The following is a 12,189-nucleotide window of genomic DNA, read 5'->3' as shown; positions in this document are numbered from 1 at the left end:
GCGCTCAGCCCTGGGGCGAGAAGAGCGTGTCGATGGACAGGTAGCGCTCGCCGGTGTCGTAGCAGAAGCACAGCACGCGGCTGCCGTCCGACATCTCACCCAGCTTCTGGTTCACCGCGGACAGCGCGGCGCCGGAGGAGACGCCCACGAAGATGCCCTCCTCGCGCGCGGAGCGGCGGGTGAACTCGAAGGCGTCTTCCTCGGTGACCTGCACCGTGCCGTCCAGCACCTCGGTGTGGAGGTTCTTCGGGATGAAGCCCGCTCCGATGCCCTGGATGGGGTGGGGGCCGGGCTGGCCGCCGCTGATGACGGGCGACTTGGTGGGCTCCACCGCGAGGACCTTCAGCTTGGGCCAGTGCTGCTTGAGCACCTCGGCGCAGCCGGTGATGTGGCCGCCGGTGCCCACGCCGGTAATCAGGTAGTCCAACCCGTCCGGGAAGTCCTTGAGGATTTCCTGGGCGGTGGTGCGCTTGTGCACCTCGATGTTGGCCTCGTTCTCGAACTGCTGGGGCATCCACGAGTCGGGCACCTGGGAGAGCAGTTCGTTGGCGCGGGCGATGGCGCCCTTCATTCCCTGGGCGCGCGGGGTGAGCTCGAACGTCGCGCCATAGGCGGCCATCAGGCGGCGGCGCTCGACGCTCATCGACTCCGGCATGACGAGCACCAGCTTGTAGCCCTTCACCGCGGCGACCATGGCCAGACCGATGCCGGTGTTGCCGCTGGTGGGCTCGATGATGACGCTGTTCTTCTTGAGGATGCCGCGCTTCTCCGCGTCCTCAATCATGGAGAGGGCGATGCGGTCCTTGATGCTGCCGCCCGGATTGGCGCGCTCCAGCTTCATATGGACCGTGACGCGCGACGGGAACAGCCGGTTGATGCGTACGTGCGGCGTGTTGCCGATGGTCTCGAGGATGTTGTTGACCTTCATGTCGGGCCTCGTCGGGGGCTGCGCGGGGTAGGTGCTTCGCAAAGGCGTCATCAAATGTGGAACTCGATGGCGTCCAGCACGCCGTCGGCTCCACGGGGACGAATCTCGCTGCGTCGGGTGACGACGGAACCCGGAGGGATGCTCTGCGTGAGCCACGCGTTGCCGGCGATGATGCTGCCGTGGCCCACCACCGTCTCCCCTCCGAGGATGGTGGCGTTGGCGTACACCACCACGTCGTCCTCAATCGTGGGGTGGCGCTTCTTGTCCGCCAGGGCCTTCTCCACCATGAGGGCGCCCAGCGTGACGCCCTGGTAGAGCTTCACGTTGTCGCCGATGAGCGTCGTCTCACCGATGACGACGCCGGTGCCGTGGTCGATGACGAACCGCCGGCCAATGGTGGCGCCGGGGTGGATGTCCACGCCGGTGCGCTGGTGGGCGAACTCGGTGAGCAGCCGTGGCAGGAGCGGTAAGCCGAGCATGTGCAGCGCATTGGCCACGCGGAAGATGGCGATGGCCTGGAAGCCCGGGTACGTGAGGATGACCTCGTCCACGGAGCGGGCGGCGGGGTCCGCGTCGAAGATGGCCTGCGAGTCCTGACGGAGCCAGTCGTAGAGCTCCGGCAGCCGTTCCATGAAGCGCGCGGGGATGCTGGCGTTGATGTCCGGGTAGAGGGGCGCGAGCGTCTCGCGCAGCCGGTGGAGGCTGGCCTCCACGGTGGTGACGTCCCGGCGGACAGCGGCGGCGGTACACTCCAGGCGCTCCGCGAAGTGAGGGAACAGCAGCCCGAGGACCTGTGCGACGAACTCGGGGGCCGCCCGGCGCACGTCCGGGGGGAAGCAGTGGCGCTGTCGGGCTTCCAGCAGTGCCGCGACCAGCCTGGCGTTGGAATCATCCATGAACCCCTCCATTTAATGCGGTGCGTGGTGGGGCCGCACCACCTGAATCCCTGGATGGCTCGGAAGTTCGGGTGAGTGTGGGACAAGTGGACAGCGGGGGATGCCCAGGGGCTGCCCTGGCTGGCGCCGGCCGGGGGGGGCCCGAGGGCGCGGGGAGTGGCCTCCGGTGACCCAACGGGGGGCCTGAAGGGAACAGCATCCACCGGGTCGCCCGGGTTTAGGACCGCTTGTCGGGCGGGCGCTCCACAGCGGACTCGCCCCAGGGGCGCTTGCTCGACCTTCTTGACGGCGTGACGATGGGTGCATGAGCCAGGCTCCCTCGTATGTCCATGGCACCAGTGCCACGCCGCTCCTCGGTGAGACCCTCGGGCAGAACCTGCGAAGAACGGTGGAGCGCCATGGGGACCGCGAGGCGCTGGTCGTCGTCTCGCAGGGGTATCGGGCCACGTACCGCGAGTTGTGGGAAACCACCACGCAGGTGGCGAAGGGCCTGCTGGCGATGGGCGTGGAGAAGGGGGACCGCGTGGGCCTCTGGTCTCCCAATCGTTTCGAGTGGGTGGTGACGCAGTACGCGGCGGCGCGCATTGGCGCCATCCTGGTGAACCTCAACCCGGCCTATCGCACGGCGGAGCTGGAGTACTCGCTCAACCAGTCGGGCACCAGCGTGCTGCTGTTGGCGCGGGGTTTCCGCCAGACGGACTACCGGGCGATGCTGGAGGAGGTCCGCCCCCGCTGTCCTCAGCTCCGCGTGGCGCTGGTGCTGGACGACGACTGGCAACTGTTGCTCTCCAACGCGAAGCACGTGAGCGAGCACACGCTGGAGGACCGCGAGGCGTCGCTCCAGTTCGACGACCCCATCAACATCCAGTACACGTCCGGGACGACGGGCTTCCCCAAGGGCGCCACGCTGTCGCACCACAACGTGCTGAACAACGGGTACTTCATCGGCGAGGCGCTGCGCTACGGGCCGGAGGACAGGGTGTGCATCCCCGTGCCCTTCTATCACTGCTTCGGAATGGTGATTGGGAACCTGGCCTGCACGTCGCATGGCTCGACGATGGTGATTCCGGGCGAGGCGTTCGACCCGCTGGCGGTGCTCCAGGCGGTGCAACTGGAACGCTGCACGTCGCTGTACGGCGTGCCGACGATGTTCATCGCGGAGCTGGACCACCCGCGCTTCGGTGAGTTCGATTTGACGACGCTGCGCACCGGCGTCATGGCGGGCTCACCGTGTCCGGTGGAGGTGATGAAGCAGGTGCAATCGCGGATGAACATGCGCGAGGTGACCATCTGCTACGGGATGACGGAGACGTCTCCGGTGTCCACGCAGAGCTCGCTGGATGACCCGTTCGACAAGCGGGTGTCCACGGTGGGGCGCGTGCATCCGCACCTGGAGGTGAAGGTCATCAACGCGGAGACGGGGGCGGTGGTGCCTCGCGGGGCGGCGGGAGAGCTGTGCACGCGGGGCTACAGCGTCATGCTGGGGTACTGGGCGAACGAGGAGGCCACGGCGAAGGCGGTGGACGCGGCGGGGTGGATGCACACCGGCGACCTGGCGACGATGGACGTGGATGGCTACGTGCGGATTGTCGGGCGCATCAAGGACCTCATCATCCGGGGCGGGGAGAACATTTCTCCGCGCGAGGTGGAGGAGTTCCTGCACACGCACCCGGGCGTGAGCGAGGCGCAGGTCATCGGTGTGCCGAGCGCGAAGTACGGCGAGGAGGTGATGGCCTGGGTGAAGCCGAAGCCGGGCGTGACGCTCACGCCCGAGGAGCTGAGGAAGCACTGCACGGGCCGCATCGCCACGTTCAAGGTGCCGCGCTTCTGGAAGCTGGTGGACGCGTTCCCGATGACGGTGACGGGCAAGGTGCAGAAGTTCCGGATGCGGGAGGTCTCCGTGGCCGAGCTGGGCCTGGAGTCGGCCTCGTCCATCAAGACCGCTTGAGGCGGGGGCTCTTGCGCGCGGTCTTCTTGGCGACGGCGGGCTTTTTCGGGGGCGTCGACCTCGTCGAGAGGGACTTCGGCTTCGGCTTGCTTGGGGCCGGGGTCTTCTTCGCGGGGGCCTGTTTCTTTGGCGCTTTCTTCTCGGCAGGGGCCTTCTTCGCTGCCGCGGCGGGCTTCTTCTTCGGAGCCTTCTTCAGCGCGGCCCTCGCCGCCGCGTCGACGGCACGGCGAGCCCAGGGCAGCAGCTCATAGGCGTCATCGCTCGCGTCGGCGGGCGGCGTCCAGTAGCCCAGCGCCACCGTCTTCCCGCCGCCCTCGAAGATGAAGGGGCGGCAGCCGGCGGCCTGGAAGTCGGGCCTGGTGACATCGTCGACCTTCAGGAAGAGCTGTCCGTCTCCAATGAGGCCGAACATCCGCCCTCCGAAGTACAGGCCCCACCCGCCGAACATCCGCCGAGCCTGGACCGGTCCGAGCTTCTCCAGCAACTCCACCACGTACTCCACGAAGCTGTCCGTCCGAGCCACGCTGCTCCTCCTTCGCACCACGTCCCGATGAAACGCTGGAGGGATAACATCCCCGCGCGTCTTGTCGTAGGGCATCGAAAGGGGGAGCGTAGCGGAGGTGACGCGCGCTCAGCCGCGCCCGCGTGCAAGCGCCGAGGGCGTGCACCCGAACTCCTGCCGGAACGCGCTGGTGAAGTGACTGTGCGAGGAGAAGCCCACTCCGAGCGCGACGTCCGTGAGGCGGCCTGATGCCTCCTCCAACTCGAACAGCGCGGCGCGCAGCCTCACGCGGGTGAGGTGTCGATGCAGCGTCTCCCCTGTCACCGCGTGAAAGACGCGACTGGCGTGGAAGGGGGATGCGTGGACCTTTGAAGCGAGCGCCTCCAGCGTCAGCCGCTCCGCGAAGCGCGTGGCCACCTGGTGTTGCAACTCCTCCGTGAGTTGACGCCACGCGGGCGTGACGGAGGCTGCTCGCGTCCGCTCGGGCACGGCGTCCCGAACGAAGCGATGGACCAGGGCCAGCGCGACTTCCTCTCGCGCCAGCGGGTCCGTGTCCCGCAAGAGCTTGAAGTGCAGGCGTGCCACCTCCGCGGAGACCTGGAGGACCTGGGCTCGAACGTGCGGGCCCAGCTCCTCCGCCAGCGCGCCACGCAGGAGCAGCAGTGTGCTGCGCTGTGGCTGCTCCCCGGTCGAGGCCATCCAGTACTCGTCACCCGGAACCTGCAGCGCGGCGGTCGTCGGGTCCACCACGCTCCGTTGCCGACCGAGGGTCCGCACATGCATCCCCGCGCGCAGCAGGTCCAGCTCGACGTAGTGCGCCTGCTCCAGCGTCCGAGCCTGGCGCGCTCCGGGACACGTCCACTCGCCCACGAAGAGTTCGTTTCCCTCGACGAGCGGGCGCATCGGACTGGGGAGGTCCCAGCTCATTCTCTCGCCCGCGCGGTCATGCTCAAGGACTCGAGGCGGGAAGCAATTCCGGTGGAATGGGATGCGCCGCGTCTTCCGACTGCCACACCACGCTCGTCACCCACCAGCGCGCGCCGTCGAAGTAGAGCTGGAGGTAATTGACGCCCCGCGAGAGCGAGCCTTCTCCGGGGCCCGTCCGCGTCTCGTAGGTCGAAGCCACATGCGCGATGTTGCCGTACCGGCGCGTGACGCGATTGATTTCCCATTCGCGAAACCCGGCGCGGACGAGTGGCTCCGTGGCCTCCACGAAGCCCTGGTGGTCCCAGATGGAGACCTTCTGGCCAATCGACACGAAGTGAATCCATGGGCTGTAGAGCGTCCTGTCGCGTGCCCACTGCCGGGGTGCGTCGGGGGCGAGGTTCACCACTTCGTAGAAGGCCTTCATCACCCCATCGATGGAGGCCACGTCCTCGGGGCGGGCGGGAATCGTCTCCACGGGGACGGAAGGCGGCGCATGGGCGCATGCGGTCAGGGCGAGCAGCAGGCTGAGGAGGGTGGTTCGCATGGACATACCATCGGAGTCCTCCCGGGGCTGGCGCTATCAGGATCTTGCGCGGACGACCGCGTGTCAGCGGAACGTGGCCACCAACGGGTTGTGGTCGGACGTGTCGCCCACGTCGATGACCTCCGCGGACACCAGTCGCTCCACCATGCGCGGTGACGCGAAGACGTAGTCGGTGCGGTAGTCGATGGTGACGCCACCCCGGTTGCGCCGCGCCGTCACCCACTTCGTGGACCCGGCCCGCGTCGGCAGCGTGTCCACCCAGCCGAAGTCCTCCACGTCGTCGATGACGTCGAAGCGCGGCGGGTGTCCGTACTTGTCCGTCCCCGCGCGACGCAGCCTGTCCTCCAGGTCCACCGGGTACGGGTCCCTGCGCGACAGCGAGTTGAGGTCTCCGGCGAGCAGGTACTGCCCGTCCCGGAACTTCGCCGGGTCGATGAGCGAGCGCAGGTAGCGCGCCTCCACGTAGCGGAGCCTCTCGTGGTGCGCGTCGAAGTGCGTGCCGAACAGCGTCACCGGTCCGTTGGCCTCCAGCTCGCACTCGACGATGCAGTGGCCCAGGAAGTGGCGGTCATTGTGGATGCGCAGCGAGCGCAGGGGAGGGCGGCTCACCACCGCGACGTGGTAGCTGCGCCCACTGGGGCGCGAGCGGGACTGACCCAGCACCACGTGCGCGTCGTCCTGCGGCACGTCCAGTGCCTCGGCCACCCGACGCAGGCGCCCGCCGTCTTCCCAGCCCAGGCACTCCTGGAGCACCAGCACGTCCGGTGAGGCCCGGGAGAGGAAGGTGGCGATGTCGTCGAACCGCTCCTCGCCTCCCTGCAACACGTTGAACGTCATCACCTTCAGCGACATGCGACAGCCCTCTCACCCGTGGGCTCCCGTCATCCGCCCACGCGCGACAGGCTACCGCACCCGCTGCCCCGAGGGCGCTCCTCCACGCCTGCCCGCTCCCCAGGGCTCCGGCATCGCGCGCACGCTCTCCACGATGAAGGACTTGAGCTCGCGCGCCGCCGCCGTGAGGTAGCCCTCGCCCCGGTGGACCAGCGCCACCTGTCGCTTCAGGCCGCTCTTCGCCAGCGGCACCACGTCGAAGCCGCGCGCCGCGTGGTCCCTGGCCATCAGCTCTGGCACCAGCGCGATGCCCAGTCCGCGCTCCACCATGCGCCGCATCGCCTCCGCGTTGTCCGTCTCCATCGCGACCTTCGGTGTCACCCCGCGCGCCTCGCACTCCGCCTCCAGCGCGCGCGTGCCGCTCATGCTGGGGATGACCACCCACGTCTCTTCCACCACGTCTCCGAGCGTCACCGGCCGGCTGCTCTTCGTGAGTCGGTGTCCGCGCGGCACCGCCAGCATCAGCACTTCCTCCCACAGCTTCTGCGACACCAGGTCCGCCCGTCGCACGGGCAGCGACAGGATGGCCAGGTCCAGCGCGCCACGGGCCACGCCTTCCTCCAGCGTCGACGCCATGGCCTCGCTGAGCCGGGGACGCACGTCCGGAAACCGCTGCGCGAAGGCCGGGATGATGTCCGGCAGCAGGTACGCTCCCACGGTGTGCAGCGTGCCGAGCGACACCGGCCCGCGAGGGGTGTTCGACAGCCGCTCCAGCTCGGAGGTACCCGCCGCCAGGGCATCGAGCGCGCGCCGTGCGTGGGGCAGGAACCGCTCTCCCGCGTCCGTCAGCACGGCGCCCCCGGGCGTGCGGACGAGCAGGCGAGTGCCCAGCGCCGCCTCCAGCGACTGGAGCTGGCGGGACAGCCCGGACTGGGACAGCCCCAACCGTTTGGCGGCCCTGGAGAGGCGGCCTTCCTGGGCCACGCGGAGGAATGCCTGGAGCTGTTCGTGGGTCATGCGGATTCCGCATGAAGTCTATGCGGAAGTTGCGATTTCCGCATGGGGAGCCCCCGGTTACACGTGTGCCATGGATGGAAGCGGCTTGACGGTGGAGCCGGTGTCTTCCGCACGGCCTGGAGCGGCGCGGCGGATGGCCACTGGCGCGGTGCTGCTGGCCCTGGTGGTCAGTGCCTTCGAGGGCACGGTGGTGACCAGCGCCATGCCCACCATCACCCGGGAGCTGGGCGGACAGCACCTCTACTCGTGGGTCTTCTCCGCGTTCCTCTTCGCGTCCACCGTGGGCGTGCTCATCTCCGGGAAGCTGGCGGACCGGCTGGGACGCAAGCCCGTCTTCTTCGCCGGCATGGGGTTGTTTCTTGTCGGCTCCGCGCTGTGCGGGCTCGCCCATTCGGTGGAGGGGCTCATCGCCTTCCGCGTGTTGCAGGGGTTGGGCGCGGGCGCGCTTCAGCCCACCACGCTCACCATCAGCGCGGACCTCTACACGCTGCGCGAGCGCGCCGCCGTTCAGGGGCTCTTCACCGGTGCTTGGGGTGCGGGAAACGCGGTGGGGCCGCTCATCGGTGGATGGCTGGTGATGCACGCCTCGTGGCGCTGGGTGTTCCTGGTCAACGTGCCAGTGGGCCTGTTCGCCGCGCTGCTGCTGTACCTCTCCTATCGAGACCCGCCGCGTCGCACGGACGTGAAGCTGGACCGCTGGGGGCCGGTGCTCGCGGGTTCGTCGGCGGCGATGCTCCTGTTCTCGCTGGAGCCGGGTCACGCGGAGCTGCGCTGGCTGTGCCTGCTGGGCGCGGTGGTGGGGGCCGCGGCGCTGGTGTTCCAGCAGCGTCGGTCGGAGGCGCCGCTCTTGCCGATGGAGCTGGTGAAGGACCGCACCGTGCTCAGTGGCGTGGCGGGAGGCATCGCGGGCGGGGCGTTGCTCTACAGCATGGCCGCGTGGGTGCCGCTGTGGATGACGGAGCAGGGCGGCCAGACGCCCATCGTCGCGGGGCTGACGCTCCTGCCGATGTTGCTGGGCTGGTCGGTGGGCTCCACGTTTGGCGTGAAGCTGCTGGTGCGCGGAGGCATGCGCTTGAGCGCGGGCGTGGGCTTCGCGGTGGCCGCGACGGGGGCGGGGCTCCTGGCGCTCACCGCCGCGTATGACTGGGGCACGCTCCCGGCGCTCGTCTCGCTCGCGGTGCTCGGCATGGGATTGGGGCCGGCGGCGAGCACGTCGCTCATCGGCCCGCAGTCACGCGCGCCGTGGCACCACCGGGGCATCGTGACCAGCAGTCTCTATGCGACGCGGTTGCTGGGAGGCTCACTGACGGTGGCCGCGCTGGCGCTCGCCCGAGGCCACTTCGCGCTCCAGTTCGCCATCGCGGGTGCGCTCGCGGGAACGGTGGCGCTGCTGCTGGCCGTGGTCGCCCCCGGCAAGATGGCCAGCGAGCCCTGAGTTCACCTGATAGGGCGGTCGAAAATCCGGAGCAGGACGCGCTGGTTCCGCTCAGGCTTCGTCGTCCGGCAGCAGCGCCCGGAGAAGCTCGTCGTCAGGGCCGAGCGGGCGCCAGCTCGCGGGGGGCGGATTCGCGCGGAGCGCGACAATCACCTGTCGAGTGCGCTCCGAATAGGCTTCTGGAGTGGAGCCCGACCAGAGGCCAAGCGCCTTGGCGACCTGGAAGCGGGTCACATCATCAAGTTCGGCTGGCCACCCGTTGGGAAGGCCTGCTGCCAACTCCCGCGCGAGCAAGTCTCGAACAAGTCGTGTGACTTGCTTCCGTCGTTCCGCTTCAGTGCGCAACCCGGTCAACACCTGCACCCCTGCGACGTCATCCTTGCCAAGCTCTTCGGCCAGGGCGTACAGCGGGACAGCAGGACGTGCATCCGCGAAGGCGGTCAGCGAGTCGAAGCCACGCTCGCGGACCCGTTCATAGAGGCGGGCCTTCCAATCCCCCTGCCATGAACGTCCGTCGGTCATCGGCTGCGCCCCTTGGTGAACTTCATCGGAATGTCGTAGAGCCTCATGTTCTCCGCGACGATGCTCAGCACCTCATTGCGCGTCAACTTCTGCCCTGCCGACAACTCCGCATCATTCAGGGTGCGCATGATCCTCCTGTTCCATTCGTCGGGCCATATGCGCCCCAGCTTCCAGTTCCCCCCGCCGTGAATCGCCTCGTGGTGGGCCCGTTCCAGTCGAACACAGAACTGGTCGATGTCCAGGTCACCCTTGAAGCCGCGCTGCTCGAACCACTCGCGATGCTCCTTGGGCATGACGTGGTGCTTCGGAGCCTCGGACATGCCCGCTCCCGCTCTGCCCGTCACCTGCATGCCGCGCACCTCGGGACTGTCCCCCAGCGCGTCGCGCACACCCTTGGGTAGGCCTTGGTGGGCCTGCGCCATCATGACCTGACCGCCGTGGATGCGGACGGCCGCGCTCACTGCCGGAACGGAGATGACGCCCGCCTGCACGAGCCTTCGCATCATCTCCACCCACTCAGCGGAGACGACGATTCGCGAGCCCGCCATGACTCCCCCCGAACTCATCGTGAGGCCCACGCCGAGCGTCGCAGGTGTGGCCGGGGGCAGCCGTGGCAGCGACATCTTCAGCGAGGAGATCAGGGTGACCATCTCCAACACCTGCATGGCCACCAGGACCTTGCCTCCATCCTCTATGGCCGACAGTCCATCCGAACGAAGCGTGTTGAACTCCCGGGTCAATGTCCCCATCAGTTCGGGCATCCCGAGGGCCGCCGCCTCGACACGGTCAGGGTCCTGGGAGGCGAGGTCCGCCAGCGCGGTCTCCATCAAGCCCCGAACGCGGTTGAGGTCCACGAACTGCTTCTCGATGCCGCACATGAAACACTCTCGGAGCAAGGCGTCGGAGAGCTGAAGGAAGTCGCCCCAGGTTGCCAGCAGCAGCGTCCCGAACATCGCGGCCTGGAGCTTGGGCCCCGTCATGCGAAGAATCCCCAGCTCCATGGCCGGATCCCCCACCTCCGAGGCCACTTCCGTCAGTCCGGTCGTACTCTCGAGCGCGCCGCGAATCCACGTCGCCTGCTTGTCGCCATGATGGAGAAAGCGCGTGAACACCTCGCCGTTGATGCTCCGGCCATCGAAGCCAGGCCGACGCGTCACCATCTTGGACAACGCGGACTCGACTCCTTTCAGCGAGCCCTTCGCCTCGTTGATGGAGTCGAGGAGGGCTTGATGCGTTCGTTCAGCGCTTTGCCTTTCGCCCCCGACGGCGCCCGTGGTTGTGCCAGGTCCCGCGCGCGTCGCGTCAGCTCGTGGAGTCGCGTGTCGCCACTGTCGGGGTGTGTAGCTCAGCGTTTCGCCACGCCCGGGAACCTGCGTCACCGAGGAGCATCCCGCGGTCAGCAACGCCACGACCCAGAGCAGAGCGTCAACGCGCATCGTCCACCCGCAGGCCCATCGAGGCGAAGGCCCCCGGTCGCAACGGGACCTTCAGCGCGGGCAACAGCAGCGTGTCCCTCCCCAAGTCTTGGAAGAATTCGCAGGAGGTCTCGCCATTCGTGAATAGGACAACGCTCCCAGAGGGATGGGGCATGGGCAGGAATCTCCGAGCGCCGCGCGAGAGGGGTTCGCGCAAAGGCAGACTCAAGGTACTGCCAGCCCGTCTGGACTTGAACGACGTGGTGGGTCCAACAACCATGAAACCGAAGCGCAAGAGGGCCACCGAACTGGGGCAGACTCAGTTCAGGGAAAGAGCCGTGAGCCGGTAGCGCTCGTGCGCGCTGTGCAGCGGCCTCCCCACGGTGTGCCGCGCGCTGCACACCGTGAGCCCGCCCCACCGCGCAAACGTGCGTGATGCCGTGCGTCAGCGGTTGGCAGGTCCGATGCAATCGGAGCCTCCCCACACGCCACGGGTTGGCGGTGGAGGATTGGCGATGACGGAGATGATGGCGAAGTGGGACGTGAAGGTATTGGGTGGGCTCGGCGGCGCATTGCTGGCCCTGGCCGCGGTGTTCCTCTGGCGGGACCTCCACATGCCCGTGGAGGCGCTCCTCATTCTGGCGGCGGTCGCGACGCTGGCCCTGGGCTTCCTGGCGGTTCCTCGCGGAGGACTGCTGATCTTCCCCATCGCAGTGCTCGCCACCTCCGTGACAGGAGGCCTGTGGTACGCGGCGACGAAGCAACCCTTGTTGCTCGTGGGACTCGCGCTGACGTTCATCGCGTCCGTCATCATGTTGCCGCGCTCGCTGCGTCGCGGTGACACGCAACTGGAGCGAATCCGTGACGTGCTCGTCTGGTTCGGCCTCACCGCCGCGACCATCGCCACGTCGTGGACCTTCTACTTCCACTTCCTCACCCTGGGCGTCGCGGAGGACCACATCGCGCGTCGGCTCGTGCTCACGCTGGGCTGGCTCGTCATCGGCGTGGTGCTCGTGTTCCTGGGCCGCAAGCGGGGCGCTCCCGTGATTCGCGACGCGGGCTTCTGCTTCGTCGCCATCTCCGTGGGCAAGACGCTCCTCTATGACACCGCCCACCTCGACGGCTCCCTGCGCGTGGCGGGGCTCGCCGCGGCCGGTGCGCTGATGCTCGGCACCGCGTGGCTCTCGGCGCGGTCGACCCCGGCCACTCCCCGGAGTTCGTGAC

The 12,189-nt window shown here is 68.2% G+C and carries 12 protein-coding genes; 3 read left to right on the top strand and 9 right to left on the bottom strand.

What is annotated here, in order from left to right; genetic code table 11:
• Positions 1-4 precede the first annotated feature (4 nt).
• Together cysK and epsC are read right to left on the bottom strand one after the other, a co-directional pair.
• Entirely contained in the window at positions 5-928 is a 924-nt protein-coding gene (gene cysK / locus FJV41_RS06860) for a cysteine synthase A (protein ID WP_141641604.1), read from the bottom strand.
• 50 nt (positions 929-978) lie between these two features.
• A complete protein-coding gene (epsC, locus tag FJV41_RS06855) occupies positions 979-1,824 on the bottom strand; it encodes a serine O-acetyltransferase EpsC (protein ID WP_141641603.1) in 846 nt (281 codons plus the stop codon).
• A 304-nt stretch (positions 1,825-2,128) separates the two neighbouring features.
• On the opposite strand from epsC, the gene FJV41_RS06850 reads away from it, so the two are divergent.
• A complete protein-coding gene (locus FJV41_RS06850; protein ID WP_141641602.1) occupies positions 2,129-3,772 on the top strand; it encodes an AMP-binding protein in 1,644 nt (547 codons plus the stop codon).
• Here the strand turns inward: FJV41_RS06850 and FJV41_RS06845 are convergent.
• The 5 genes from FJV41_RS06845 to FJV41_RS06825 all read right to left on the bottom strand — a co-directional run bounded on the left by FJV41_RS06845 (position 3,759) and on the right by FJV41_RS06825 (position 7,593).
• Complete coding sequence (locus FJV41_RS06845) at positions 3,759-4,295, bottom strand: TfoX/Sxy family protein (RefSeq protein ID WP_141641601.1); 537 nt, start codon at positions 4,293-4,295, stop codon at positions 3,759-3,761. The two genes, FJV41_RS06850 and FJV41_RS06845, sit on opposite strands and share 14 nt — an antisense overlap.
• Before the next feature lie 108 nt (positions 4,296-4,403).
• On the bottom strand, positions 4,404-5,201 hold the full coding sequence (locus FJV41_RS06840) for a helix-turn-helix transcriptional regulator (protein WP_141641600.1): 798 nt from the start codon (positions 5,199-5,201) through the stop codon (positions 4,404-4,406).
• Positions 5,202-5,223: 22 nt separating this feature from the next.
• Positions 5,224-5,745, bottom strand: a complete 522-nt coding sequence (locus FJV41_RS06835; protein WP_141641599.1) for a hypothetical protein — start codon at positions 5,743-5,745, stop codon at positions 5,224-5,226.
• A 63-nt stretch (positions 5,746-5,808) separates the two neighbouring features.
• Positions 5,809-6,597, bottom strand: coding sequence for an endonuclease/exonuclease/phosphatase family protein (locus FJV41_RS06830; protein ID WP_141641598.1), 789 nt, complete (start codon positions 6,595-6,597; stop codon positions 5,809-5,811).
• Positions 6,598-6,648: 51 nt separating this feature from the next.
• Complete coding sequence (locus FJV41_RS06825) at positions 6,649-7,593, bottom strand: LysR family transcriptional regulator (RefSeq protein WP_141641597.1); 945 nt, start codon at positions 7,591-7,593, stop codon at positions 6,649-6,651.
• 70 nt (positions 7,594-7,663) lie between these two features.
• On the opposite strand from FJV41_RS06825, the gene FJV41_RS06820 reads away from it, so the two are divergent.
• Positions 7,664-9,028 (top strand): MFS transporter, encoded by a 1,365-nt coding sequence (locus tag FJV41_RS06820; RefSeq protein ID WP_141641596.1) that lies wholly within the window; start codon positions 7,664-7,666, stop codon positions 9,026-9,028.
• Positions 9,029-9,079: 51 nt separating this feature from the next.
• Here the strand turns inward: FJV41_RS06820 and FJV41_RS06815 are convergent, their stop codons facing one another.
• Together FJV41_RS06815 and FJV41_RS06810 are read right to left on the bottom strand one after the other, a co-directional pair.
• Positions 9,080-9,550, bottom strand: a complete 471-nt coding sequence (locus FJV41_RS06815) for an NUDIX hydrolase (protein ID WP_141641595.1) — start codon at positions 9,548-9,550, stop codon at positions 9,080-9,082.
• Positions 9,547-10,710: a DUF2380 domain-containing protein gene (locus FJV41_RS06810; RefSeq protein WP_306440862.1), complete on the bottom strand. Its 1,164-nt coding sequence runs from the start codon at positions 10,708-10,710 to the stop codon at positions 9,547-9,549. The genes FJV41_RS06815 and FJV41_RS06810 overlap by 4 nt, the downstream gene beginning before the upstream one ends.
• Before the next feature lie 770 nt (positions 10,711-11,480).
• On the opposite strand from FJV41_RS06810, the gene FJV41_RS06805 reads away from it, so the two are divergent.
• Positions 11,481-12,188: a DUF2339 domain-containing protein gene (locus FJV41_RS06805; protein ID WP_174462810.1), complete on the top strand. Its 708-nt coding sequence runs from the start codon at positions 11,481-11,483 to the stop codon at positions 12,186-12,188.
• Position 12,189 lies beyond the last annotated feature (1 nt).

This window comes from Myxococcus llanfairpwllgwyngyllgogerychwyrndrobwllllantysiliogogogochensis (genome assembly GCF_006636215.1).
Lineage (GTDB): Bacteria > Myxococcota > Myxococcia > Myxococcales > Myxococcaceae > Myxococcus > Myxococcus llanfairpwllgwyngyllgogerychwyrndrobwllllantysiliogogogochensis.
The sequence above is the reverse complement of the archived record's forward strand: the minus strand, read 5'-3'. Positions and strand labels throughout refer to the sequence as shown.